Below are 25,679 nucleotides of genomic sequence, written 5' to 3'. Positions count from 1 at the left end.
GGCGCCGCCGACCCCGTCGTGTCTCAGCTCCGCGCGTCGAGGCGGGCGATCAGCACGGCCTCGCTGAGCACGGCACGGTGCAGCACGCCGAGGTGCTGCGACTCGTTCGGGCTGTGCGCGCGCGTGTCGGGGTCCTCCACGCCCGTGACGAGGATCTGGGCCTCGGGGAACGTCCGGACGAGGTCGGCGATGAAGGGGATCGAGCCGCCGATGCCGATCTGCAGGGGCGCCTCCCCCCAGGCCTCGGTCATGGCCGCGGTGGCCTCGGCGAGGGCCCAGCCGCTGGTGTCGACCAGGAACGGGTCGCCCTGGTCCACGTCGTCGATCTCGACGTGTGCGCCGAACGGGGCGTGCTCGCGGAGGTGCGCCTCGATCGCCGTGTACGCCTCCGAGGCGGCCTGCCCGGGCGCGATGCGCGCGCTGATCCGCACGGAGACCTCGGGCGACAGCGTGTTCGACGCGTTGGCGACGCTCGGGGCGTCGATCCCCGTGACCGTGATCGACGGCTGCGACCAGACGCGGCTGAGGAGCGGGCCCGTGCCGATCGGCGTCACGCCCTCGAGCAGCCCGGCCTCCTCGCGCAGCTGCTGCTCGCTCTGCTCGGGGTGCTCGGCCTCGCGGCTGTGCAGCCCGGCGACGGCGACGCTGCCCGCGTCGTCGTGCAGCGTGGCGAGCAGCTTCACCATCGCGAGCATCGCGTCCGGGACCGCGCCGCCGACCATCCCCGAGTGGGACGCGTGCGCCAGGGTGCGGACGGTCAGGCGGAACGTCACGTTGCCGCGGAGCCCCACGGTGATCGCGGGGACGGTCGTGCTCCAGTTGCCCGAGTCGGCGACGACGATGACGTCGGCCGCGAGGTCGTCCCGGTGCTGGCGGAGGAAGTCGGCGAACGAGCGGGAGCCGAACTCCTCCTCCCCCTCGATGAACACCGCGACGCCGACGCCCAGGTCGTCGCCGAGCACCTCGTGGACGGCCCGCAGCGCCGCCACGTGGGTCATCACGCCGGCCTTGTCGTCGGAGGCGCCCCGCCCGTAGAGGCGATCGCCCTTGACGGTGGGCTCGAACGGAGGCGAGTCCCAGTCGGCGTCGTCGCCCTGCGGCTGCACGTCGTGGTGGGCGTAGAGGAGGACCGTCGGCTTGCCGTCGCGCGCGGGGCGCCGCGCGAGCACGGCCGGCTGGCCGAGGGCGCCGGTGTCGCCGATCGGGGCACGGCTCACCTGGACCGTCTCGAAGAGGCCCGTGCCCCGCACGAGCTCCGCGACGGCCTCGGCGCTGGCGGCGACGTGCGCCGGGTCGAAGGCGTCCCAGGAGACGGACGGGATGCGCACCAGGCCGCCGAGATCGGCGACGGCGGCGGGGAATCCGCCCTGCACCGCCTCCGCGAGTTCGCTGACAGTACGAGGATCGGTCGGGGTCACGGGGTGCTGCGAGTCGGTCATGCAGGTAATCTTAGGAACTCGTTCAACCCCCGAGGACTCTCCGTGGCCAAGGCACCTGACAAGACCATCACGACGACCGTCGACGAGACCGAGTCGCCGACGTCCGGCAAGGGACGGCCGACGCCGACCCGCCGCGAACGCGAGGCCGCCAACCAGCGCCCGCTCGTGGCCACCGGCAAGGAGGCGCAGAAGGCGCAGCGCGCCCGTCTCGCCGAGCAGCGCGAGCGCCAGCGCGCCGGGCTCGCGAACGGCGAGGAGAAGTTCCTCCCCGAGCGCGACAAGGGCGTGCAGCGGAAGTTCATCCGCGACTACGTCGACGCTCGCTACAGCGTCGGCGAGGCGATGATCCCGGTCATGGTGCTCGTCATCGTCATGAGCATCGTCCAGAACGTCGCGGTCCAGACGACGACGCTGTTCGTCCTGTGGGGCTTCTTCATCCTCGCCGTCGCCGACTGCCTCCTCGCCGGCCAGCGCGTCTCCTCGCAGCTGCGAGCGAAATTCGGCGACGACGGCCTGCAGAAGGGCAACCGCTGGTACACCGCCATGCGCGCCATGCAGATGAAGCCGATGCGACTGCCGAAGCCGCAGGTCAAGCGCCGCGAGTTCCCCACGCTGTAGCCAGACCGCACGAAGGAGCCCCCGACCACCGGTCGGGGGCTCCTTCGTGTCAGGCGAGGCTCTCGGGGCTGCCGAGACCGGTCACGCCGCCCGGCGCAGGGCGCGCAGCCCCCGGTTGACCTTCCGGGCCCAGAGCGGCCCCTCGTAGAGGAAGGCCGTGTAGCCCTGCACGAGCGTCGCACCGGCGTCGAGGCGCGACTGCACGTCGGCGGCGCTCGTCACGCCCCCGACGGACACGACGCACGTCTCGTCGGGCAGCACCGAGCGCAGCACCCGGAGCACCTCGAGCGACCGGGACGCGAGCGGGGCGCCGGAGAGACCACCGGCCCCCGCGGCGTCCACGACGGCGGGCGAGGTCCGCAGCCCCGAACGGGAGAGGGTCGTGTTCGTCGCGATCACTCCCCCGAGACCGATGTCGGTGACGAGCTCGGCGATGTGGCGGATGCCGTCGTCGTCGAGGTCGGGGGCGATCTTGACGAGCACGGGTGTGTCGCCTGCGGCCGCGTGGACGGCGCGCAGCAGCGGCGACAGCTTGTCCAGCTCCTGCAGGCCGCGCAGGCCGGGCGTGTTGGGCGAGCTGACGTTGACGGCCAGGTAGTCGGCGAGCGGGGCGAGCAGGCGGGTGCTCACGAGGTAGTCGTCGACCGCGTCGTCCACCTCGACCACACGGCTCTTGCCGATGTTGACCCCGATCACGGGCCGGACGGAGGCCCGCCGTGCGCGAGCGAGCTCGTCGGCTGCCTGCACCGCGCCTCCGTTGTTGAAGCCCATGCGGTTGACGACCGCCAGGTCGGCCACCAGGCGGAACAGCCTCGGTCGCTCGTTGCCCGGCTGGGCCCTGGCCGTGACGGTGCCGACCTCGACGTGGCCGAAGCCCAGCGCACCGAGGCCCGCGATGCCGGTCGCGTCCTTGTCGAAACCCGCGGCGACGCCGAACGGGGACGCGAAGCGGAGGCCGAGGGCGTCGACGGCGAGTGACGGATGCGGCGCCGTGAACCGGCGCACGAGGGGCGCGAGGCCGACCCGCGGGACGGCACGGATGACCCGGGACGCGAGGTGGTGCGCGTCTTCGGGGTCCATCTTCGAGAGCACCAGGTCGAACAGGACCCGGTAGGCGGTCGTCACTCGTCGACCGATCGAGGCGTGCGCTCGCGGTCGCGGTGCTCGTCGCGGAGCTGGGTGATCGACGACTCGAAGTCCTCGAGGGAGTCGAAGGCCTGGTAGACGCTCGCGAAGCGCAGGTAGGCGACCTCGTCGAGCTCGCGCAGGGGCGGCAGGATCGCGAGCCCGATGTCGTTCGCCTCGATCTGCGACGTGCCCGACGCACGCACCGCCTCCTCGACCTTCTGCGCCAGCACCGCCAGGTCGCCGTCGGTGACGGGACGGCCCTGGCAGGCCTTGCGGACGCCGGAGATGATCTTCTCCCGGCTGAAGGGCTCGAGCACGCCGTTGCGCTTGACGACGTTCAGGCTGGCCGTCTCGGTCGTGCTGAAGCGACGACCGCAGTTCGGGCACTGGCGCCGCCGACGGATCGAGGTGCCGTCGTCGCTCGTGCGGGAGTCGACGACGCGGGAATCGGGGTGGCGGCAGAAAGGACAGAACATGGTGCCCTCAGCGTACTGGGGCCCCGCACCCTGCCCCCTCGACGCCACGGGCGGGACACGCTCGGCCGCGCCCCGCACGGACGCCGTCGGGACGACCGGTCAGGGCTTGTGGAGACGCGCCGCGACGGCCTCGCCGTGGGCAGGCAGCAGCTCGGCCCGCGACAGGGCGACCAACCGGTCGGCGACCTCGGCCAGGGCGTCGTGCTCGTAGCGCACGATCTGCTGCGGCCGGAGGAACGTGTACGCGCCGAGTCCCGACGAGAACCGCGACTGGCCGCCCGTGGGCAGCACGTGGTTCGAGCCGGCGAGGTAGTCGCCCAGGCTCACGGGGGTGCTCGGGCCGACGAACACCGCTCCGGCGCTCGTGATGCCCGCGAGCACCCCTTCGTCGTCGCGCGTCTGGATCTCGAGGTGCTCGGGCCCGTAGGCGTTGCTGAAGTCGACGGCGGCCGCCAGGTCGTCGACGAGCACGAGGGCCGACTGGCGGCCGTCGAGGGCCGTCTGCACGCGGGTCGCGCTCAGCGTCCGCGGGACGAGCCGCACGAGCTCGTCGCGGACCCGGTCGGCGAGCTCCGCCGAGGTGGTCACGAGGACGGCGGCGGCCTCCTCGTCGTGCTCGGCCTGGCTGATCAGGTCGACGGCGACGAGCGTCGGGTCGGCCGAGTCGTCGGCGATGACGAGGATCTCGGTGGCGCCCGCCACGGCGTCGATGCCGACGCGTCCGCGGACGAGCTGCTTCGCGGCGGCCACGTAGTTGTTGCCGGGGCCGGTGATGACCTGGACCGGCTCGAGCCCGATCTCGGGCACCCCGTAGGCGAGGGCCGCGATCGCGCCCGCGCCGCCCATGACGTAGACCTCGTCGATGCCGAGGAGGCCCGCCGCGCCGAGGATGACGGGGTGGACGGCGCCGCCGAAGTCGCGCTGCCCGGGTGAGACGAGCGCGACCGAGCCGACCCCGGCCACGAGGGCCGGCACGACGTTCATGACGACGCTCGACGGGTAGACGGCCTTGCCGCCGGGGACGTACACGCCCGCCCGGGCGACCGGCTGCCAGCGCTGCTCGATGAGCGCCCCGGGGGCCGGGACGGTCACGGAGCCCGCGGGCACCTGGGCCCTGCTGGCCTCGGTGACGCGGGCGATCGACTCGACCAGCGCCTCCTTCACCAGGGGGTCGAGCTCGTCGACGGCTCGGGCGATCGCGGCCGCCTCGACGCGGAACACGTCGGTGCGGACGCCGTCGAAGCGCTCTGCCTGGTCGCGCAGGGCGTCCGCGCCGCGCTCGCGCACGGCCTGGACGATCTGGGCCGCGGCACCGGAGGCGGCGGCGACGTCGACGTGCGACCGGGGCACGAGGCCCAGCAGGTCGGCGTGGGTAGGCTTGAGGCCCCGGAGGTCTGTCGTCTGGATCATGGCCCGTCGAGCCTAGCCCGAGCGGGCTCCGCGCGAGCCGTCACGGCGCGCGCCCGCCCGCCACTCCCCCGGCAGCAGAGCACAGGAGGCGCCCACCCGTCATGCCCGACACCACCGCACCAGCAGCCGCGGCTGCCCAGCCCGACCCCGCCGACCTCGCCGCGTTCAAGGCCGGCTTCCGCCGCCACGCCGCGGGCGTCGCCATCGTCACCGCCCGGGACTCGGACGGCCGGCCCGTCGGCTTCACGGCGACCTCCCTCGCCTCGCTCGCCGCCGTCCCGCCGCTGGCCACGTTCAACATGGCGCGCACCGCCAGCTCGTGGCGGGCGATCGAGGAGACCGACCGCGTGGTGATCCACCTGCTCGGCCTCCGGAACCAGGGCCTCGCACGCCGGATGGCCGGCCCGGCCGCCGAGCGGTTCGAGGGCGACCACTGGAGCGAGGGGCCGCACGGCCTCCCCTTGCTGCACGACGTCACCGCCTGGATGACCGGCCGGATCGTCGAGCGGGTGCACGTGCACGGCAACGCGGTCGTCGTCGTGCAGGTCGAGGACGGCGGCACGGGACCCGATGACGACGCGCTGCTCTACCACGACCGTCGCTGGCTCCGGCCCGTGCACCTCGAGGCGTAGCCGAGCCCCCGCCCCGGGCCTCGGGCCTCGCACGCGACGACGGCCCCGCAGACTCGCGTCTGCGGGGCCGTCGTCGTCCCGCGGGGAGGACCGGGCGTCAGACGAGGCAGCCGGGCCCGAGGAGACTCTTCAGCTCGCCGTACAGGTCCGCGGTCACGTCGACCGGCATCGGGATCTCGAACGAGCGGGCGACGTCGCCCTTGACGAGCCGGAGCCGCACCTCGGTGCCGCCGGTGTGTCGGCCGAGCACCGCGGCCAGCTCGGTGACGGTGTCGGTCGTGGCGCGGTGCTCGGGGATCTGCAGCACGAGAGGGCCCTGCGACGCACCGACGCCGAGGTCGGGCATGAACATGCTCGCGGCGTGCATGTTCATGCCGTCGTCGCGCACGCTGACGCGCCCCTTCAGCACGATGATCGAGTCGCCGACGAGCGACGGCCCGAATTCCTGGTAGGTCTTCCCCAGGAACATCGCCGAGATCTCGCCGCCGAAGTCCTCGACCGTGACGATGCCGTACGGGTTGCCCGAGTTGCGGGCGACCCGGTGCTGGACGCTCGTGATGAGGCCGGCGATCGTGACCGTCTCGCCGTCGATCGCGGTCGGCTCGCTCGACAGGATGTCGGTCACCGTCGTGCTCGCGTGCTTCGCGAGCGGCAGCTCGAGCCCGGCCAGCGGGTGGTCGCTGACGTAGAGCCCGAGCATGTCGCGCTCGAACGCCAGCTTGTCCCGCTTCGACCACTCGGGTCGCTCGGGCACGTGCTGGACGTCCTGTGGCTCGTCCCAGAGGGAGTCGAAGTCGAACCCGACCTGGCCGTTGGCCTCGGCCCGCTTCTCGTTGACGGCGGCCTCGACCGCGGACTCGTGGATCTCGACCAGGGCCCGGCGGGTCGAGCCCAGGCTGTCGAACGCCCCGGCCTTCACCAACGACTCGACCGTGCGCTTGTTCGCGACGGGGAGCGGGACCTTGCGCAGGAAGTCGTGGAAGGAGGCGAAGGCTCCTTCTTTCTGGCGGGCGGCGATCACGTGGTCGACGACGTTGAACCCGACGTTGCGGACCGCGCCCATGCCGAACCGGATGTCGTCGCCGACGGCGGCGAAGAAGCCGATCGACTCGTTGACGTCCGGCGGGAGGACCGTGATGCCCATGCGGCGGCACTCGTTGAGGTAGAGCCCGAGCTTGTCGCGCGAGTCGCCGGTGCTGGTGAGCAGGGCGGCCATGTACTCGGCCGGGTAGTGGGCCTTGAGGTAGGCGGTCCAGTAGGACACGACGCCGTAGGCGGCGGAGTGCGCCTTGTTGAACGCGTAGTCGGAGAAGGGCAGCAGGATGTCCCACAGCATCTTGACGGCGTCGGGCGAGAAGCCGTTGTCGAACATGCCCTGCTCGAAGCCCGCGTACTGCTTGTCGAGCTCGGACTTCTTCTTCTTGCCCATGGCACGACGGAGGATGTCGGCCTGGCCGAGCGAGAACCCGGCGACCTTCTGCGCGATCGCCATCACCTGCTCCTGGTAGATGATCAGGCCGTAGCTCGTCGACAGGATCTCCTTCAGGGGCTCCTCGAGCTCGGGGTGGATCGGCGTGATCTCCTGGATGCCGTTCTTCCGCAGCGCGTAGTTCGTGTGGGAGTTCGCACCCATGGGCCCAGGGCGGTACAGCGCGATGACGGCCGAGATGTCCTCGAAGTTGTCGGGCTTCATCAGCCGCAGGAGCCCTCGCATGGGCCCGCCGTCGAGCTGGAAGACGCCGAGCGTGTCACCGCGGCCGAGCAGCTCGTAGGCCGCCCGGTCGTCGAGCTCCAAGTCTTCGAGGACGAGGTCGAAGCCGCGGTTGGTGCGGATGTTGTCGAGGGCGTCGTTGATGATCGTCAGGTTGCGGAGACCCAGGAAGTCCATCTTGATCAGCCCGAGCGACTCGCAGGCGGGGTAGTCGAACTGCGTGACGATCTGGCCGTCCTGCTCGCGCTTCATGATCGGGATGATGTCGATCAGGGGGTCGCTCGACATGATGACGCCGGCCGCGTGCACGCCCCACTGGCGCTTGAGCCCCTCGAGGCCGAGAGCCGTGTCGAAGACCGTCCTCGCCTCGGGATCGGTCTCGACGACCGTCCGGATGTCGCCCGCCTCCTTGTAGCGCTCGTGGGCCTTGTCGAAGATGCCCGTGAGCGGGATGTCCTTGCCCATGACCGCGGGCGGCATGGCCTTCGTGAGCTTCTCGCCCATCCCGAAGGGGAAGCCGAGCACGCGGCTGCTGTCTTTCAGGGCCTGCTTGGCCTTGATGGTGCCGTAGGTGACGATCTGGGCGACGCGCTCGTCGCCGTACTTCTCGGTCACGTACTGGATGACCTCGCCGCGGCGGCGGTCGTCGAAGTCGACGTCGAAGTCGGGCATCGAGACGCGGTCGGGGTTGAGGAAGCGCTCGAAGATGAGGCCGTGGCGGAGCGGGTCGAGGTCGGTGATGCGCATCGCGTAGGCGGCCATGGACCCGGCGCCCGAGCCGCGTCCCGGACCGACGCGGATGCCGTTCTCCTTCGACCAGTTGATGAAGTCGGCGACGACGAGGAAGTAGCCGGGGAAGCCCATGCCGGTGATGACGCCGATCTCGTACTCGGCCTGCTTGCGGACGTCGGAGGGGATGCCGTCCGGGTACCGGTAGACCAGGCCCTTCTCCACCTCCTTGATGAACCACGTCTCTTCCGTCTCGCCCTCGGGCACGGGGTAGCGCGGCATGTAGTTGGCCGAGGTGTTGAACTGGACGTCGCAGCGCTCGGCGATGAGCAGGGTGTTGTCGCAGGCCTCGGGGTGGTCGCGGAAGAGGTGCCGCATCTGCTGGGCGGACTTGAGGTAGAACTCGTCGGCGTCGAACTTGAACCGGTTCGGGTCGTTGAGGGTCGAGCCCGACTGGACGCAGAGCAGCGCCGCGTGGCTCGTGGCGTCGTGCTCGTGCGTGTAGTGCAGGTCGTTGGTGGCCACGAGGGGCAGCCCCAGGTCTTTCGCGAGGCGGAGGAGGTCGCCCATGATCTGGCGCTCGATGCCGAGGCCGTGGTCCATGATCTCGGCGAAGTAGTTCTCGGCGCCGAAGATGTCACGGAAGTCCGCCGCTGCCTTGACCGCCTCGTCGTACTGGCCGAGCCGGAGGCGTGTCTGCACCTCGCCGGACGGGCAGCCCGTCGTGGCGATGAGGCCGTCGGAGTACTGCGACAGCAGCTCGCGGTCCATGCGCGGCTTGAAGTAGTAGCCCTCGAGGGACGCGCGCGACGACAGCCGGAAGAGGTTGTGCATGCCCGCCGTGCTCTGCGAGAGCAACGTCATGTGCGTGTACGCACCGGCGCCGGAGACGTCGTCGCGCCCGCCGTCGCCCCAGCGGATGCGCGTCTTGTCGCCCCGGTGCGTGCCCGGCGTGATGTAGGCCTCGGTGCCGATGATGGGCTTGACCCCGGCGTCGGTCGCCGTCTTCCAGAAGTCGTAGGCGCCGAACACGTTGCCGTGGTCGGTGACCGCGACGGCGGGCATGCCCTGGGCGGCGGCCTCCGCGATCAGCGGCTTGACCCGGGCCGCACCGTCGAGCATCGAGTACTCGCTGTGGACGTGCAGGTGGACGAAGGAATCTTTCGAGGCCACGCGGCTCCTCGTCTGTGGTTCGACGGTTCTGTGGTGGATCTGCGGTTCTGAGGTGCTGCGGCGGTTCTGTGGTGGATCTGCAGCTCTGTGGTGCTGCGCCGGTTCAGCGGCAGGTGGACAGCCTAGGCCGCACGGAGGACATCGAGCGCGTGCTGCAGGTCGTCCGGGTAGGTCGAGCGGTAGACGACCGGCTCGCCCGTGCCCGGGTGGCGGAAGCCGAGCTGGACGGCGTGCAGCCACTGCCGGCCCAGGCCGAGCGTGGCGGACAGCGTCGGGTCGGCCCCGTAGGTCGCGTCGCCCACGCACGGGTGGCGCTGGGCGGCCATGTGGACGCGGATCTGGTGCGTGCGGCCGGTCTCGAGGTGGATCTCGAGCAGCGAGGCCGAGCGGAACGCCTCGACGGTCTCGTAGTGCGTCACCGAGGGCTTGCCGTCCACGACCACGGCGAACTTCCAGTCCGACGACGGGTGACGACCGATCGGCGCGTCGATCGTGCCGGTGAGCGGGTCGGGGTGGCCCTGCACGACCGCGTTGTAGATCTTCTCCACCGTCCGCTCGCGGAAGGCGTCCTTGAGCTGCGCGTAGGCACGCTCGGACTTCGCCACGACCATGAGGCCGCTGGTGCCGACGTCGAGGCGGTGCACGATGCCCGCGCGCTCGGCCGCCCCCGACGTGGCGACCTGGAACCCGGCCGCCGCGAGTCCGCCGAGCACCGTGGGACCGGTCCAGCCGACCGAGGGGTGGGCGGCGACGCCGACGGGCTTGTCGACGACGACGATCTCGTCGTCGTCGTGCACGATGCCGAGGCCGGGGACGTCGAGAGGCACGACGGTCGGAGCCTCGCGCGGAGCCCAGGTGACCTCGAGCCAGGCGCCGGCCTCGAGTCGGTCGGACTTGCCCACGGGGCGACCGTCGACGGCCACTCCCCCGGAGGTCGCCACCTCGGCGGCGAAGGTGCGGCTGAAGCCGAGCAGCTTGGCCAGCGCGGCATCGACCCGCTCGCCGGCGAGACCGTCGGGAACGGGCAGCTGGCGGGACTCGGTCACGGGTGCTCCGTCGGTCGGGCCGCAGGAGGCGCGGCGTCGGCCCCGGCGTCCGTCACGGACCCGGCAGGGGTCGCCTCGTCGGCGGGCGGGTCGCCCGCCGCGTCGCGCGCGGCGCTCGCCTTGGTGGTCCGGGTGCCGTCGAGGTTGACGCCGAGCAGGGTCAGCAGCAGCAGGAGGCCCATGCTCGACACGATGAAGATGTCGGCCACGTTGAAGATCGCCGGCAGCAGCGAGGGGAAGTAGAGGAAGTCGACGACGTGCCCCTGGCCGAATGAGGGCTCACGCGTGAGACGGTCCGTCAGGTTGCCGAGCGTGCCGCCCAGGAGCATGCCCAGCATGACCGCCCAGGCCCGGGACCGGATGCGCCGCGCGAAGACGACGATGGCGACCACGACGGCCGAGGCGGCGATCGAGAAGATCCAGGTCGTGCCGCTGGCCAGGGAGAAGGCCGCACCGGGGTTCCGCACGAAGTGCAGCTGGAAGAACTCGCCCACGACGTCGACGCTCTCGCCCTCGACCAGGCGGGTGGTGACGAGGTGCTTCGACACCTGGTCGAGCGCGTAGGCCGTGACAGCGACGAAGGCCAGCGCCGCGATGATGCGGACGCTGACCTTCGTCGGAGGAGTGCTCTGCGTCAAGACCTTAGTTGGAGCCGAAGCCCTGGGCGCTGGCCGGCGCGAAGCCGCTCGCGGGCTGCTGCTCGCCGGACTCGGCCTCGAGGTCGCGGAGCTGGCCCTCGATGTAGCCCTTGAGCTTCTGGCGGTAGTCGCGCTCGAACGTGCGCAGGTCGTCGATGCGACGCTCCAGGCCGGTGCGCTCGGTCGCGAGCTGCTCGAGCACCTCGCGGCGCTTGGTCTCGGCCTCGGCCACGACCTCGCGGGAGCGGGCCTCGGCCTCGGTGACCACGTCGCGCTGCTTGGCCTCGGCCTCGGCCACGAGACGAGCCGAGGTCGACTGACCCTCGGCGATCAGCGCGTCGCGCTTCTCGACGCCCTCACGGACGTGCTCCTCGTGCAGACGACGAGCGAGCTGCAGCAGGCTGTTGGTGCTCTCCGTGTCGTCCTGGCTGGGTCCGGCGTAGGCCGGGACCGGGGCGACCGCCGCGGCGGCGACCGGCTCGGGTGCTGCCTCGGGCTCGGGTGCGGCCTCGACGGGAGCGGGGACCGACGCGGGTGCCGGCTCGGAGACCGGGGCGGGCTCGGCCTCGGCCTCCGGGGCGGAGGCCGGGGCCTGCGCCGAGGCGGGAGCCTGGGCCGACGCCGGAGCGCCGGCGGCGACCGGGGCGGGGACGGCGGAGGCGCCCGCCGACTCGCCGGACGCCAGCCGCTGACGCAGCTCGTCGTTCTCCTGGCCGAGTCGTCGCAGCTCTGCGACGACCTCGTCGAGGAAGTCGTCGACCTCGTCCTGGTCGTAGCCCTCGCGGAACTTCGTCGGCTGGAACCGCTTGTTGACTACGTCTTCAGGCGTCAAAGCCATTGCCGTCACCTCGTGCATCTGTGGGATCACGTGATCGTGATCGTGGTCTGTGTCGTTCGACTACACCGTAGCGAACACTGGCCCCTGAGGGCAGCGGGGGCGCGGTTGCCCTCGCAGCAGCCTACCCTCTCGCCGTGCGGAGAGAGGCCAGGCCGGACGTCATGCGAAGCGGAGCCCGCTGGCGACGCCCATGAGGATGACGACGGCGAGCATGATGATGCTCCACCCGAAGTCGAGGGCCACCGACCCCAGCCGCACGGGCGGGAGGACGCGCCGGACGGCCTTGATGGGCGGATCGGTGACCGTGTAGGCGATCTCGGCCAGCACCAGGACGGGCCCCCTGGGGCGCCACCCGCGGCTGAAGGACTGTGCCAGGTCGAGGACGAAGCGCCCCCACATCAGCAGGAAGAACAGGAGGAGCGCGTAGTACGCGATCGAGGCGATCAGGAACGTCATCGGGGTGTCATCAGCTCACACTGGTCGGCGTGGTCGAGCCACGGAGAGGAGTCGGGGCGTCGGGACGCCGACGCTCAGGACTGCGCGAAGAAGGACGCCTCGATGTCGGACTCTACCTCGGCCTGCTCGCCGCTCACCGCGATGTGGGCCGGGGACAGGAGGAAGACCTTGTTCGTGACGCGCTCGATCTTGCCGAAGAGGCCCTGCGACAGGCCGCTGGCGAAGTCGACGAGGCGACGGGCGTCGGCCTCGGTCATCTGCGACAGGTTGATGATGACGGGGATGCCGTCCCGGAAGCTCTCGGCGATCGCCTGGGCGTCCTTGTACTCGCGGGGGTGGACGGTGAGGATCTCGTTCATGTCGTGGGGCACCGTGTTCTTCGAGGTGGTGGAGGTCGAGCTGCGACGCAGGGGCGTCACGGGGGCGCGTGTCGCGGCGGGGGCAGGCGCCGGCGCGGGGACGGGGGCGACCGGGGAGGCGTGCGCCGCCGCGGAGGACGGACGGGCGGCCGGCTGGGCGGCCTGGGCAGGCTGCTGGCGCTGTTCCTGCCGCTGCTCCTGCTCGTCGTACTCGAGTTCTTCGTCGGCGAGGCCCAGGTAGACCATCGTCTTTCGCAGGGGGTTGGCCATGGGGTGTCCTCCGGGTCGTGGGGCGTTGTGTCCGAGGTTAACGAGCTTCGGGCCTCGAACCCGTGATTGCGGTGCCGATGCGGAGGTGTGTCGCTCCCTCGGCGATCGCGTCGGCGAAGTCGTGCGACATGCCGGCGGAGATCGCGTCGGCGCCGGGAGCGGTCCGACGGACTTCTTCGGAGACCTGGCGGAGGCGCGCGAACGCCGGCCGCGCCGGCTCGCCCAGCGGCGCCACGGCCATCACTCCCCTGAGGCGGACGCCGGGCACGAGCAGGAGCCGCTCGACCAGGCGCTCGACCTCGGACGCGGGGACGCCGCCCCGCCCCTCCTGGCCATCGAGGGACACCTGCACGAAGCCGTCCACGACGTGGCCGTCGTCCACCCCGAGGGCGTCCACGACGCTGTCCCGGTCGAGCGAGTGCACGGCCGAGACGTAGCGCCGGGCCTGCCGGGCCTTCTTCGACTGGAGCTGGCCCACGAAGTGCCACCGGAGGCCCTCGAGGTCGGCGGTGTCGGCCGACTTGGCCTGCGCCTCCTGGTGTCGGTTCTCCGCGACGTCGCGCACGCCGAGGGCGTGCAGCTCACGGACCAGCGATGCCGGGTGGAACTTCGTGACGACGATGGTCGTCACCTCGTCGGCCCGACGCCCGGCGGCCCTGACCGCGTCGTCGACGCCGGAGGCGACCCGGGCGAGACGCTCGCCGAGGTCGCCTCCGAGATCGAGACCGTCCGTCACGCGCTACTTGAGGAAGTCGGGCACGTCGAGGTCGTCGTCGCCGCCGTCGAAGGCAGGGTCGACGGCCTGCGTGGCCGCGTGGTCGTCGGGCCGGCGCCACGACGGGGTGTCGTGCGACGCACCGCTGTCGGCGATGGCCGAGACGCCCGGCGTCGACGCCGCGGCCGGGGCCGCGTCGGACTCGACGAAGCTCGAGCGCCGGTCCTTCGTCTTGGCCGTGGGCTCGCCGCCGTCGAAGCCGGCGGCGATGACGGTCACCCGCACCTCGTCGCCGAGGGTGTCGTCGATCACCGCGCCGAAGATGATGTTGGCCTCGGAGTGGACGGCCTCCTGCACCAGGCGCGCGGCGTCGTTGATCTCGAAGATGCCGAGGTTGGAGCCGCCCTGGATGGAGAGGAGGACGCCGTGGGCGCCGTCGATGCTCGCCTCGAGCAGGGGCGACGCGACGGCGAGCTCGGCGGCCTTGATCGCCCGGTCGGCACCTCGCGACGAGCCGATGCCCATCAGGGCCGAGCCTGCGCCCTGCATGACCGACTTGACGTCGGCGAAGTCGAGGTTGATGAGCCCGGGGGTCGTGATCAGGTCGGTGATGCCCTGGACGCCGGCGAGGAGCACCTGGTCGGCCGTGCCGAAGGCCTCGACCATCGAGATGCCGCGCTCGGAGATCTCGAGGAGGCGGTCGTTGGGGACCACGATGAGGGTGTCGACCTCGTCCTTGAGCTGGGCCACGCCCGCCTCGGCCTGGGCCTGGCGACGCTTGCCCTCGAAGCCGAAGGGCTTCGTGACGACGCCGATGGTCAGCGCGCCGATCGACTTCGCGATGCGGGCCACGACCGGTGCGCCGCCCGTGCCCGTGCCGCCGCCCTCGCCCGCGGTGACGAAGACCATGTCGGCGCCGGCCAGCGCCTCCTCGATCTCCTCCGCGTGGTCCTCGGCGGCGCGTCGGCCGACTTCGGGGTCCGCTCCGGCGCCGAGGCCGCGCGTCAGCTCACGGCCGACGTCGAGCTTGACGTCGGCGTCGCTGAGGAGCAGTGCCTGGGCGTCGGTGTTGATGGCGATGAACTCGACTCCGCGGAGACCGAGCTCGATCATGCGGTTGACGGCGTTGACGCCACCGCCGCCGACACCGACGACCTTGATCACGGCTAGGTAGTTATGGTTCGTTGTCACGTCCGGGCCTCCGCTGAAACCTTAACTCGGAAGTTGAAGGTTAAGGTTGTACATGGTATGTAAGTGGTGCAGTCACAAGTTAGGTGCCGCCGCGAGACGCACGGTCCAGCCGGGCAGGCGTGTCGCGAACGCACGGCGTGTCATCGGGTCCTGATGATGCCGTTGTCCGGCGCCGAGACGTCGAACTCGACCGATGCGGCCGGGTCCCGTCTCGCCTGGTCGGCGATGAGACCCGAGAGCACCTGCGCCTTCTCCGCCGAGTCGTCCGCGCTGCCCCAGACCACCCGTTCCCCCGTCGTGAGGGACAGCGTGACGTCGTCCGCGGTCGAGGCGGTCGCGGAGTCCACGGTCTGCCGGAGCGCCTGAGGCAGGGCGAGCAGGACCTCTGCGGTGGACCGGAAGGCCGTGTCGTCCAACGAGGCGCCGCCCACGTCGACCAGCGGGACGCCCTCCTGGCGAGCGTCGAGGTGCTGCACGACGATGCCGGCGGGGTCGACGAGGTCGAAGCCGTCGCCGGAGGGCACCGTCGCGATCGGCTGACGCTCGGTCACCCGGATGACGAGGGTGTGCGGCGGAGCCGTCTCGGTGACGTAGCTGGCGATGAGGGGGAACTGCTCGAGCTCGGTCGTGATCCGCGAGAAGTCGATCCGGGCGAGGGGGGTGCCGAGCTGGCCCGAGACGGCGGCCTGCACCGACGCGGCGTCGACCCGGTCCGTCCCCTCGACCTCGATCTGCTCGAGCGAGAGGAGCGGCGAGAAGACGGCGATCCCCACCGAGGCCGCGAGCGACAGGGCGACGGCTGCGGCGGTCACCCACGCCGCTCGGCGGTGGCGTGAACGCCTCGTGAAGCGGCGGACCTCGGTCCGCTCCGTGCGCCGCCGCTCCCCTGACGCACGGCGTGCGGCACGTCGCGCCTCGGCGGCTCGTCGACGAGCCTCGTCCGCTCCCCCCTCGGGCTCGATGCGCGGGGTCACGGTGCGCGTCGCCTCGTCGGCGTCCGACGCGGACACGGCCCCCTCGGGCCGACCGGTCGACGACGCTCCCCGACGGGACGCGACACCCGACAGGCCTGACGCGACGCGGGAGGCGACGCCGGCCACGGTGCCCGATCCCGTCGGCACGGCCACCGGTCCCGTGGGCGTGTCGTCCGAGGTCTCGGACGATCCCTCCGGCTCGGACCGGGCTCGACGAGGCCGTGCCGCGGCCAACCGGTCGCGCAGGGACGACGGACGTGCCGCCTCCTCGGGCTCCGGGGCCCCGTCGGAGCCGGGGGCGGACGGGTCGAAGCCCTCGGGCCGCCTCACGGGCGCCGCCCGCCGGTCGACGCGGGTCGACGCGGGGTCACGCGCCGGACTCCTCCGCGGTCGACGCGTCCGGCGCCGACGCGGCGTCGAGCGAGCCGAGCAGCTGGGGGACGATGCGGTAGACGTCGCCGCAGCCGAGGGTGATCACGAAGTCGCCGTCACGGGCGACGGCCGCCGTGCGGTCGGCGGCGGCCTGCCAGTCCGCGACGAAGTCGACGCGCGACGCGTCGGCGAAGCGCTCGGACACGAGGGCGCCCGTGACCCCGGGCTCCGGGTCCTCGCGCGCGCCGTAGACGTCGAGCACGATCGTGTGGTCGGCGAGCCGCTCGTAGGTCTCGGCGAACTCCCCCGCCATCATGCGGGTCCGGCTGTAGAGATGGGGCTGGTGCACGGCGATGAGGCGTCCGTCGCCGACGACGGACCGGGCGGCCTGCAGGGCGGCCGCGACCTCGGTGGGGTGGTGGGCGTAGTCGTCGTAGACGCTCACGCCGCGGACCGTGCCGTGCAGCTCGAACCGGCGCTCCGTGCCGCCGAAGGTCTCGAGGCCGGCGATCGCCGCCTCGGGCTCCACGCCGAGGCCGATGAGCACGGCGAAGGCGCCCGCGGCGTTGACGGCGTTGTGGTGCCCGGGCACGCGGAGCTGGACGGGCCAGCTCGAGCCGTCGTGGTGCAGGGTGAACGACACCGGGCCCGAGGAGGCGACGTCGGTCAGCCGGACGTCCGCGGACTCGTCCTCTCCGAAGGTCACCACGTGCGGGTGCGTGAGCGCCTCCGTGACGCGACGCGCGCCGGCGTCGTCGGACGACACCACGACGAGCTCGCGGGCCGCGGACGCGAACTCGACGAAGGCGGCGTCGAAGGCCTCGTGCGAGCCGTAGTGGTCGAGGTGGTCGGCGTCGACGTTCGTGATGAGCGCGACCGACGTGTCGTAGAGCAGGAACGAGCCGTCCGACTCGTCCGCCTCGACGACGAACAGGTCGTCGGAGCCGCCTCGCGCGCTCACGCCGAGCGACTGGATGACGCCCCCGTTGACGAAGCTCGGGTCGTGGCCCGCCGAGAGCAGCGCGGTGACGAGCATGCCGGTCGAGGTCGTCTTGCCGTGGGCGCCGGCGACCGAGACGAGGCGGTGCTGCCCGATCAGCCAGGCCAGCGCCTGCGACCGGTGCAGCACGGGGAGGCCCCGCTCGAGGGCGAGCTGGTACTCGGGGTTGTCCTGCCAGAGGGCGCCCGTGACGACGAGCGTGTCGGCGTCGCCGACGTTCGCCGCGTCGTGGCCGATGGCGATCTCGGCGCCGAGCTCGCGGAGGGCGGCCACCCCGGCCGTCTCGCGGATGTCGGAGCCGGAGACGGTGTGGCCCGCAGCGAGGAAGACGCGCGCGATGCCGCTCATCCCGGAGCCGCCGATGCCGACGAAGTGGACCCGGCCGAGCTCGGCCGGGATCTGCTGCTGGAGGTCGGGCTTGATCATGGGCGCTCGGGGCTCGCCTTCTCGGTCTGGGCGTCGGTGCGGTCGGTGCGGTCGGTGCGGCGGTCGCTGGCGGTCCGGGACGAGGCATGCCGCTGCGTGCGGGGCGGAACGTCGTGGTCGGCACGGGCGGGCGCCTCGCGGACGGCCTCCCGGACCAGCTCGACCGTGCGGTCGGTCCCGTCCAGCACGCCGACGGTGCCGGCCCGGACGGCCATCTCGGCGACGGCCGCGCGGTCCTGCAGGAGGCCCACGAGCGTGGAGCGCACCCAGTCGGGCGTGAAGTCGGCGTCCGCGACCAGCAGCGCTCCGCCGGCGGCCACGACGTCGGTGGCGTTGTGTCGCTGCTCGCCGTTGCCGACGGGGTAGGGCACGAGGACGGAGGGCAGGCCGAGGGCCGTCAGCTCGCTGACCGTGGCGGAGCCGGCGCGGGAGACGACGAGGTCGGCCGCGGAGAGCGCCAGGTCCATCCGGTCGCAGTAGGGCAGGAGGTGGTGGTCGGCCAGGTCGGTCGAGCGCAGCTCGGACTTCTGGCCCGTCACGTGCAGGATCTGCCAGCCGGCGCCGAGCACGCTCGTCGCCGACCGGGCGATGGTCTCGTTCAGGCGACGGGCGCCCGACGATCCGCCGGTGACCAGCAACGTCGGCTTGCGGGGGTCGAGGCCGAACTCGACCAGCGCCTCCTGCCGGCTCTCGCGGCGGTCGAGCTGCTCGATCTCGCGGCGGAGGGGCATGCCGACCTGACGGCCGTGCCGGAGCCGCGTCGACCGGTGGACCACGCCGACGTGCCGCGTGAACCACGAGCCGAGCACGTTCGCGATGCCCGGCTTGGCGTTCGCCTCGTGCACGACGAGCGGGACGTGCGAGCGCCAGGCCGCGACGTAGGCCGGCGCCGACGCGTAGCCGCCGAAGCCCACGACGACGTCGACGTCGTGCTGGTCGAGCAGCTCGCGGACGCCGGCGACGGCTCCGCGGAGCGCCGAGGGGAACCGGAGCGCGGCGCGGGAGGGGCGGCGCGGGAAGGGCAGGCGGGGCACGGTGAGGAGCTCGTAGCCGCGCAGCGGGACGAGCCGGGCCTCGAGGCCCTCGGCCGTGCCGAGGACCAGGACGGTCGCGTCGGGCTCGGTGTCGCGGATCCGGTCGGCCACCGCGAGCAGGGGGTTCACGTGCCCGGCGGTGCCGCCGCCGGCGAGGAGGTACGTCGTCACCGGAGAGACCCTACCCGCTGACGCGGGGCGCCTCGGCCGGCCAGGGGCTCCTCCGGCTGACGCGCGAACGAGAGCACCACACCGATCGCCACGAGGGTCACGATGAGCGCCGAGCCGCCCGCGGAGATCAGCGGCAGCGGCACTCCGAGCACCGGGAGCAGCCCGAGGACGACGGCGACGTTGATCAGCGCCTGGCCGATGATCCAGGCGGTGACTGCACCGGTGACGACCCGGACGAACGGGTCGTTCGTGCGTCGGATGATCTTGACGAAGCCGACGGCGAGCACGACGAAGAGCGCCAGCACGACGATCGCACCGATCAGCCCCAGCTCTTCGCCGATGATCGCGAAGATGAAGTCGTTGTCGGCCTCGGGCAGCCAGGACCACTTCGACTTGGAGTTGCCGAGGCCGACCCCGAAGAGTCCGCCGGAGGCGAGCGCCCAGGTGCCGTGCAGCGTCTGCCAGCAGGCGGCCTGGTAGTCGCTCGAGTCGGTGCAGCCCGACATCCACGCCGCGATGCGCTCGTTGCGCGAGGCCGAGCCGGACGCGATCAGAGGGATGGCCGCGGCCAGGAAGAGGACGGGGACCGCGAGGTACCGGAGGCGGACGCCCGCGAACCAGACGGCCGCGAAGACGAGGAGGAGCATCACCATCGTGGTGCCCAGGTCGCCGCCCAGCACGACCAGGCCCACGGCGACGCCGACGACGGGCACCAGCGGGATGGCGAGGTGCTTCCAGTCGTCGAGCAGGTCGCGCTTGACGCTGAGGATCATGCCGAGCCAGATCGCCAGGGCGAGCTTCACCGCCTCGGAGGGCTGCGCGGTGAAGGAACCGAGGTCGATCCAGTTGCGGTTGCCGCCGATCTCGTAGCCGAGGGGGGTGAAGACGAGCAGCTGGAGCACGACCGTGACGAGCAGGATCTGCCAGGCCCAGCGCTTCCAGAACGAGACGGGCACGCGGGAGGCGATCAGCATCAGCGGGACCCCGATGGCCGCGTAGACGCCCTGCCGCACGAACGCGCCGAAGAAGGACGTGTGCCGCGAGGCGATGTACTGCTCGACGGACGACGACGACAGGACCATCACGAGGCCCAGCACGACCATGAACAGCGTCGTGCCGAGGATCAGGAAGAACGAGCCGGTCTCGGCGGCGAAGAGCTTCTTGACGGCCACCACGGCCGCGGCCTGCCTGCCGTCGTGCGGCGCGGCACGGGTGCCGTCGTCGTCCCGCGGGCGGGTCGACTCAGTCGGCCGGCGACGCGGGAGGCTGGTGGGCTTCGTGGCCATCAGCGTCACCTCCCAGGTGGTGTGCGACCGCGGCGGCGAATGCCCTGCCGCGCGCGGTGTAGTCGGTGAACTGGTCGAAGGACGCCGCCGCGGGGGCGAGGAGGACGGTGTCGCCCGGCCTCGCCGCGGCCGCCGCCAGGCGGACCGCCGTCGGCATCACCCGCTCAGTGTCGGTCTCGTCGACCTCGAAGACGGGCAGCTCGGGGGCGTGTCGCCGGAAGGCCTCCCGCAGGCCCTCCCGGTCGACGCCGATCAGCACGGCGGCGGCGAGGCCCTCGGACGCGTCGCGGACGAGGGGCTCCGGGTCGACGCCCTTGAACGTGCCGCCCACGATCCACACGACGGAGGGGAACGAGCCGAGGGACGCGTGTGCCGCGTGGGGGTTCGTGGCCTTCGAGTCGTCGACCCAGACGACGCCGCCCGACTCGGCCACCACCTCCGTCCGGTGGTGGTCGACCCGGAACGCGAGGAGGGCCTCACGGACGGCGGCCGGGTCGACGTCGACGGCCCGGACGAGCGCGGCGGCGGCCAGCACGTCCTCGACGAGGTGGTCGGCTGCGAGGCCGGCCGTCTCGAGCTCGGCCGTCGTCGCCAGCTCCAGGGCACGGTGGCGCCGCTCGGCGAGGAAGGCGCGGTCGACGAGCACGCCGCCGTCCTCGCCGCTGACGATCCCGAAGTCGCTCGGGCCGGGGGCGGAGAGCCCGAAGCCGACGGCGCGGCAGCCCTCGGCCACGTCGGCCTGCTCGACCATGTGGACGGTGGCCGCGTCGGCCTTGTTGTACACGCACGCGGTGATCGTGTTCTCGTACACGCGGGCCTTGGCGTCACGGTAGGCCTCGGCCGACCCGTGCCACTCGAGGTGGTCGGACTCCAGGTTGAGGCAGACGGACGCCCGGGGCCGGAGGGCGCCGGGGCCCTCGACGGGCAGCCAGTGCAGCTGGTGGCTGGACAGCTCGACCACGAGCACGTCCAGCCCCTCGGGGTCACGGACGGCGTCGAGGACGGGCACGCCGATGTTGCCGACGGCCGCGGCACGCCGGCCGCCGGCCAGTGCCATGGCCGTCGCGAGCTGCGTCGTCGTCGTCTTGCCGTTCGTGCCCGTGACGAGCAACCACTCGGCGATCGTCGGCGTCTTGTCGCGGAGGCGCCAGGCCAGCTCGACGTCGCCCCAGACGGCGGCTGTCGACTCGACCACGCGCACGGCCAGGGGGTGGTGGGGCGCGAAGCCCGGCGACAGGACGACGAGCTCGGGATCGAAGTCGACGACGCTCGCCGGGAGGTCGGCCATCCCCGGGTCGAGGACGAGCTCGGCGCCGATCAGGCCCAGCAGCTCGGCTCGGTCGTCGTCGACGCTCGGGGCGAGCACGACGACCCGGGCGCCGAGCTCGGTCAGGGTGTCGGCGACGGAGAACCCCGTGACGCCGAGGCCGAGGACGAGCACACGGAGGCCCGACCAGTCGGCGTGCCAGCTCGTCAGGCCGTCGAGCCTCGCCGCCAGGACGGGGTCGGAGGCGGAGTTCGTCATGAGGTGCGCGAGATCCACTCGAGGTAGAACACGCCCACGCCCGCGGCCACGAAGAGCCCCGCGATGATCCAGAACCGGACGACGACCGTCACCTCGGCCCAGCCCTTCAGCTCGAAGTGGTGGTGCAGGGGGCTCATCAGGAATATCCGCTTGCCGTGCGTGATCTTGAAGTACGCCCGTTGCAGGATGACCGAGCCCGTGACGACGATGAACAGGCCGCCGATGAGGACGAGGAGCAGCTCGGTGCGGCTGAGGATCGCGAGTGCCGCGAGTGCGCCGCCGAGGCCGAGCGAGCCCGTGTCGCCGAGGAAGATCTGCGCCGGCGACGTGTTCCACCAGAGGAACCCGATCAGGCCGCCGCAGATGGCCGCTGCCACCACGGCCAGGTCGAGCGGGTTGGCGACCGTGTAGCAGGCCGCCCGGGTCGACTCGTCGAGCCGCGTGCTGAAGCACGACTGGTTGAACTGCCAGAACCCGATGAAGATGTAGGAGGCGATGGCCAGGATCGACGCCCCGGTCGCGAGGCCGTCCAGTCCGTCGGCCACGTTCACGCCGTTCGACGTGCTGACCGTGATGAGGACGACCCAGATCAGGAAGAGCCCGCCGCCAGCGATCGTGCCGAAGAACATGAAGTCGAGCCACGAGATGTCGCGGACGCCGCTGATCATGGTCGAGGCCGGCGTGAGGCCGTTCTCGTTGGGGAACGACAGCGCGAGGACGGCGAACACCGCGCCGACCACCACCTGCCCCGCGATCTTCGCCCAGCCGCCGAGGCCGAGGCTCCGCTGGTTGCGCACCTTGAGGAAGTCGTCGAGGAACCCCACGGCGCCGAGCCCGACCATCATGAAGAGGACGAGCAGGCCGCTGTTGGTGATCGCGTCGGGAGCGACGATGTGGCCGACGAAGTAGCCGAGCACGGTGCCGATGATCAGGACGATGCCGCCCATGGTCGCGGTGCCCCGTTTGGTGTGGTGCGACTGCGGCCCGTCGTCGCGGATGAACTGCCCCCAGCCGAGGCGGTGGAACAACCGGATGAAGAGCGGCGTCATCAGGAGCGTGAAGACGAGCGAGACGGCGCCCGCGATGAGGAGCGCGATCACGAGGACACCCCCGCGAGGCGGTCGCCGAGGTGGCGGAGACCGGCCGACTTCGACGACTTCACGAGCACGACGTCGCCGTCGCGCAGCGTCTGGCGGAGCAGGTCGTAGGCCTCGTCGACGGTGTCGACGAGGACGGACTCGCCGTCCCACGAGCCCTCGAGGCCGGCGGCGACGTGGATGTGCCGGGCCTCGTGGCCGACGACCACCAGCTGGCCGACGTTGAGCCGGACGACGAGGCGTCCGACGCGGTCGTGCTCCTCGCGGGCGAGGTCGCCGAGCTCGGCCATCTCGCCGAGGACGGCGATCGAGCGACCGCCGGGGGGCACGATCTGCGCCAGGGTCTTGAGGGCCGCGGCGACGGAGTCGGGGCTCGCGTTGTACGCGTCGTTGACGACGGTGACGCCGTCGCCACCGTCGAGCACCTCCATGCGCCAGCGCTCGGCGCGGGCGACGCCCTCGAGCACGGTGACGGCACGGTCGAGGTCGAGACCCCACTCCCCCGCGACCGTCAGGGCGGCGAGGGCGTTCATGACGTGGTGCTCGCCCAGGATGCGCAGTCGGACGGGGCGTGAGACGCCGTCGTGCTCGAGGACGAAGGAGGTGCCCTCCCGGGTGACCTCGAGGTCGGACGCCCGGTAGGCGGCCGAGCCGGTCAGGCCGAAGCCGACGACGCGGGCGGCGGTGTCGGCGGCCATGCCGGCGACGCGGTCGTCGTCCACGTTGAGGACGGCGGTCGCCGTCGGGGGCAGGTCCGTCACCATCTCGGCCTTGGCCGCGCGGGTGCCCTCGATGCCGCCGAACCCGCCGGCGTGCGCGAGGCCCACCTTGAGGACGACGCCGGTGTCGGGTCGGGCGATCGCGACCAGGCGGGCGATCTCGCCCGGGCCGGAGGCCCCCATCTCGACGACGAGGAACTCGGTGTCGAGATCGACGCGGAGCATCGAGATCGGCGCCCCGACGTGGTTGTTGAACGAGCCCTCGGGCGCGACGGTCGGTCCGACGTCGGACAGCACGGCACGGAGCATGTTCTTGGTGCTCGTCTTGCCGTTCGAGCCGGTCACCCCGACGACGCGCAGCCGCCCGCCGCGACGGACGCGTTCGACGACCCCCGCGGCGAGGCGGGACAGGGCGGCCACGCCGTCGTCGACGACGACGAAGGGGACGGCGAGGTCGAGCGGACGCTCGGCGACGACGACCGCGGCGCCGGAGGCGACGGCCGCGTCGGCGAAGAGGTGCCCGTCGGTCTCGTCGCCGCGGAGGGCGAAGAAGACGGAGCCGGAGGTCACGAGCCGGGAATCGGTCTCCACCGACCCGTCGACGACCTGGTCGGCATCGGGGCCGGCCTCGGGGAGGTGCAGGGCGCCTCCGGCGATCTCGGCCAGCTCGGCCAGCGTGAGGGCGATCACTCGGCCCACCCGGCCTCTCGCAGCGCGGCGCGCGCCTCGTCGCGGGCGGAGTACGGGGTCCGCTCGCCGCGGATGTCGCGGTAGTCCTGGTGGCCGGGGCCGGCCCAGAGGATGGAGTCGCCCTCGCCGGCCAGGCCGACGGCGGTGCGGATGGCCGCCTCGGGCGGGCTGACCTCGTGGATCTCGTGCTCGGGGTACGCCTCGCGGGCCGCGCCGACGAGCGTCGCCCGGATCTCGGCAGGGTCCTCGAAGCGGGGGTGGTGGTCGGTGACGACGAGGATGTCGGAGCCCTCGGCGGCCACGCGGGCCATGTCGCCGCGCTTGGTCTTGTCGCGGTCGCCGTCGGCGCCGAACAGCATGATGACCTTGCCGGGGGTGAAGCGGCGGACGGCCGCGAGGGTGGTGAGGAAGGCGTCGGGGCTGTGGCCGAAGTCGACGTACACGCTCGGGCCGCGGTCGCCCGAGACGCGCTCGGTGCGGCCCGGCAGGTAGGCGACGATGCCGCCCTCGGCCTCGAGGGCCTGCGAGATCGCGCCGAGCTCGAAGCCGGCCTCGACAAGCATGACGATCGCCAGCGCGGCGTTCGCGACCATGTGCCACCCGATGAGCGGCACGCGGGTGACGAGCTCGCGGTTCTCCGGGCCGGTGAGCCGGAACTCGGTCCAGGCAGCCTGCTCGTCGAGGATCTCGACGCGCCAGTCGGCCTCGACGTCGGGGAGGATCGTGATCGTCGTCAGCGGCACGCGCGCGTTGTCGACGACGCGTTGCCCGTACGGCGAGTCGAGCGAGATGACGGCGCGCTTCGCCCGGTCGGGCTGGAACAGCGGCAGCTTCGCCTGGAAGTACTCCTCCATGTCGGCGTAGTCGTCGAGGTGGTCGTGGCTGAGGTTCGTGAACGCCGCGACGTCGAAGACCAGGCCGTCGACGCGGTTGCGGCTCAGCGCCTGCGCGCTGACCTCGACGGCCACCGCTCGCACCTCGCTCTCGCGCATGCGGGCCAGCAGGGCGTGCATCTCGCTCGCCTCGGGCGTGGTCAGGCGGCTGACGACGGTGAGGTCGCCGATGTGGCGCTCGGCCGTGCTGCTCAGGCCGGTCACGAGCCCGAGCTGGCGGAGGACGCCCTCGAGCAGGTAGGAGGTGCTGGTCTTGCCGTTCGTGCCGGTGACGGCGAACAAGAGGGGCGAGTCGTCGCCGCCGGTGCGGTAGATCCACGCCGAGACGTCGCCGAGGGCCGCGCGGGGCGAGTCGACGAGCACCACGGGCAGTCCGCTCTCGCGGGCGATCTCGAGGCCCGCGGCGTCGGTGAGCAGCGCGACCGCGCCGCCCTCCCGTGCCTGCGCGGCGAACTCGGCACCGTGCCGGTGCTCGCCGGGGACGCCGACGTACAGGTCACCGGGGTGGAGGTCCGCCGTGCTCAGCGTGACTCCGGTGACCTCGACGCCGTCGAGGGAACCCTCGTGCTCGAGACCGAACTCGCTGACCAGCTGGGCGAGTGACCTCGCCGACGGATGTTCCGGTCGAAGGACCGGGGGGATCCGGGCGCTCAATGAATCCTC

At 72.1% G+C, this 25,679-nt stretch carries 22 protein-coding genes; 2 read left to right on the top strand and 20 right to left on the bottom strand.

Translation table 11 applies throughout. The annotated features are described in order from the left end of the window. Window positions 1–23: 23 nt before the first annotated feature. Complete coding sequence (locus ITJ48_RS00925) at window positions 24–1,439, bottom strand: dipeptidase (RefSeq protein ID WP_194612067.1); 1,416 nt, start codon at window positions 1,437–1,439, stop codon at window positions 24–26. Window positions 1,440–1,481: 42 nt separating this feature from the next. Here ITJ48_RS00925 and ITJ48_RS00920 point away from each other — a divergent pair, with 42 nt between their 5' ends. Then, window positions 1,482–2,057: a DUF3043 domain-containing protein gene (locus ITJ48_RS00920; RefSeq protein WP_194612066.1), complete on the top strand. Its 576-nt coding sequence runs from the start codon at window positions 1,482–1,484 to the stop codon at window positions 2,055–2,057. 81 nt (window positions 2,058–2,138) lie between these two features. Here the strand turns inward: ITJ48_RS00920 and ITJ48_RS00915 are convergent, their stop codons facing one another. The 3 genes from ITJ48_RS00915 to hisD all read right to left on the bottom strand — a co-directional run bounded on the left by ITJ48_RS00915 (window position 2,139) and on the right by hisD (window position 5,071). Then, window positions 2,139–3,182 (bottom strand): quinone-dependent dihydroorotate dehydrogenase, encoded by a 1,044-nt coding sequence (locus tag ITJ48_RS00915; RefSeq protein WP_370544713.1) that lies wholly within the window; start codon window positions 3,180–3,182, stop codon window positions 2,139–2,141. After that, window positions 3,179–3,661 carry a transcriptional regulator NrdR gene (nrdR, locus tag ITJ48_RS00910; protein ID WP_194612065.1) on the bottom strand — a complete coding sequence of 161 codons (483 nt, stop codon included), beginning with the start codon at window positions 3,659–3,661 and terminating at the stop codon, window positions 3,179–3,181. Before nrdR ends, ITJ48_RS00915 begins: the two co-directional genes overlap by 4 nt. A 99-nt stretch (window positions 3,662–3,760) precedes the next feature. Next, the gene (gene hisD, locus ITJ48_RS00905; RefSeq protein WP_192041595.1) at window positions 3,761–5,071 is read right to left on the bottom strand and encodes a histidinol dehydrogenase; all 1,311 of its coding nucleotides are present in this window, start codon (window positions 5,069–5,071) and stop codon (window positions 3,761–3,763) included. 101 nt (window positions 5,072–5,172) lie between these two features. Between hisD and ITJ48_RS00900 the strand changes: the two genes are divergently transcribed. After that, entirely contained in the window at window positions 5,173–5,703 is a 531-nt protein-coding gene (locus ITJ48_RS00900) for a flavin reductase family protein (RefSeq protein WP_194612064.1), read from the top strand. 97 nt (window positions 5,704–5,800) lie between these two features. On the opposite strand, the gene dnaE is transcribed toward ITJ48_RS00900, so the two are convergent. The 16 genes from dnaE to ITJ48_RS00820 all read right to left on the bottom strand — a co-directional run bounded on the left by dnaE (window position 5,801) and on the right by ITJ48_RS00820 (window position 25,670). Then, window positions 5,801–9,316, bottom strand: a complete 3,516-nt coding sequence (gene dnaE / locus ITJ48_RS00895; protein WP_123545589.1) for a DNA polymerase III subunit alpha — start codon at window positions 9,314–9,316, stop codon at window positions 5,801–5,803. Between the two features lie 122 nt (window positions 9,317–9,438). Then, window positions 9,439–10,362, bottom strand: coding sequence for an RluA family pseudouridine synthase (locus ITJ48_RS00890; protein WP_194612063.1), 924 nt, complete (start codon window positions 10,360–10,362; stop codon window positions 9,439–9,441). After that, window positions 10,359–11,000: a signal peptidase II gene (lspA, locus tag ITJ48_RS00885; RefSeq protein ID WP_228506179.1), complete on the bottom strand. Its 642-nt coding sequence runs from the start codon at window positions 10,998–11,000 to the stop codon at window positions 10,359–10,361. Before lspA ends, ITJ48_RS00890 begins: the two co-directional genes overlap by 4 nt. A 4-nt stretch (window positions 11,001–11,004) precedes the next feature. Next, entirely contained in the window at window positions 11,005–11,838 is an 834-nt protein-coding gene (locus ITJ48_RS00880; RefSeq protein WP_194612062.1) for a DivIVA domain-containing protein, read from the bottom strand. A 159-nt stretch (window positions 11,839–11,997) separates the two neighbouring features. Next, window positions 11,998–12,294, bottom strand: coding sequence for a YggT family protein (locus ITJ48_RS00875; RefSeq protein ID WP_194612061.1), 297 nt, complete (start codon window positions 12,292–12,294; stop codon window positions 11,998–12,000). Window positions 12,295–12,368: 74 nt separating this feature from the next. After that, the gene (locus ITJ48_RS00870; RefSeq protein ID WP_194612060.1) at window positions 12,369–12,923 is read right to left on the bottom strand and encodes a cell division protein SepF; all 555 of its coding nucleotides are present in this window, start codon (window positions 12,921–12,923) and stop codon (window positions 12,369–12,371) included. Between the two features lie 37 nt (window positions 12,924–12,960). After that, window positions 12,961–13,659: a YggS family pyridoxal phosphate-dependent enzyme gene (locus tag ITJ48_RS00865; RefSeq protein ID WP_194612059.1), complete on the bottom strand. Its 699-nt coding sequence runs from the start codon at window positions 13,657–13,659 to the stop codon at window positions 12,961–12,963. A 3-nt stretch (window positions 13,660–13,662) separates the two neighbouring features. Beyond that, window positions 13,663–14,829: a cell division protein FtsZ gene (gene ftsZ / locus ITJ48_RS00860; protein WP_123545577.1), complete on the bottom strand. Its 1,167-nt coding sequence runs from the start codon at window positions 14,827–14,829 to the stop codon at window positions 13,663–13,665. A gap of 140 nt (window positions 14,830–14,969) precedes the next feature. Beyond that, window positions 14,970–15,641: an FtsQ-type POTRA domain-containing protein gene (locus ITJ48_RS00855; RefSeq protein ID WP_370544712.1), complete on the bottom strand. Its 672-nt coding sequence runs from the start codon at window positions 15,639–15,641 to the stop codon at window positions 14,970–14,972. Window positions 15,642–16,170: 529 nt separating this feature from the next. Then, the gene (gene murC, locus ITJ48_RS00850) at window positions 16,171–17,601 is read right to left on the bottom strand and encodes a UDP-N-acetylmuramate--L-alanine ligase (RefSeq protein WP_194612058.1); all 1,431 of its coding nucleotides are present in this window, start codon (window positions 17,599–17,601) and stop codon (window positions 16,171–16,173) included. After that, window positions 17,598–18,806: a UDP-N-acetylglucosamine--N-acetylmuramyl-(pentapeptide) pyrophosphoryl-undecaprenol N-acetylglucosamine transferase gene (locus ITJ48_RS00845; RefSeq protein ID WP_194612057.1), complete on the bottom strand. Its 1,209-nt coding sequence runs from the start codon at window positions 18,804–18,806 to the stop codon at window positions 17,598–17,600. Before ITJ48_RS00845 ends, murC begins: the two co-directional genes overlap by 4 nt. Continuing rightward, window positions 18,803–20,092, bottom strand: coding sequence for a putative lipid II flippase FtsW (ftsW, locus tag ITJ48_RS00840; RefSeq protein WP_194612056.1), 1,290 nt, complete (start codon window positions 20,090–20,092; stop codon window positions 18,803–18,805). The genes ITJ48_RS00845 and ftsW overlap by 4 nt, the downstream gene beginning before the upstream one ends. After that, window positions 20,049–21,617 (bottom strand): UDP-N-acetylmuramoyl-L-alanine--D-glutamate ligase, encoded by a 1,569-nt coding sequence (gene murD / locus ITJ48_RS00835; protein WP_194612055.1) that lies wholly within the window; start codon window positions 21,615–21,617, stop codon window positions 20,049–20,051. The genes ftsW and murD overlap by 44 nt, the downstream gene beginning before the upstream one ends. Beyond that, window positions 21,614–22,717, bottom strand: a complete 1,104-nt coding sequence (mraY, locus tag ITJ48_RS00830) for a phospho-N-acetylmuramoyl-pentapeptide-transferase (RefSeq protein ID WP_123545568.1) — start codon at window positions 22,715–22,717, stop codon at window positions 21,614–21,616. Before mraY ends, murD begins: the two co-directional genes overlap by 4 nt. After that, a complete protein-coding gene (gene murF, locus ITJ48_RS00825) occupies window positions 22,714–24,123 on the bottom strand; it encodes a UDP-N-acetylmuramoyl-tripeptide--D-alanyl-D-alanine ligase (protein ID WP_194612054.1) in 1,410 nt (469 codons plus the stop codon). Before murF ends, mraY begins: the two co-directional genes overlap by 4 nt. Beyond that, window positions 24,120–25,670, bottom strand: a complete 1,551-nt coding sequence (locus ITJ48_RS00820; RefSeq protein ID WP_194612053.1) for a Mur ligase family protein — start codon at window positions 25,668–25,670, stop codon at window positions 24,120–24,122. Before ITJ48_RS00820 ends, murF begins: the two co-directional genes overlap by 4 nt. Window positions 25,671–25,679: the final 9 nt, after the last annotated feature.

Origin of the sequence: Frigoribacterium sp. VKM Ac-2530, from assembly GCF_015350835.1 — a bacterium.
Classification (GTDB): domain Bacteria; phylum Actinomycetota; class Actinomycetes; order Actinomycetales; family Microbacteriaceae; genus Frigoribacterium.
This window is presented reverse-complemented; position numbering and strand designations above follow the sequence as displayed.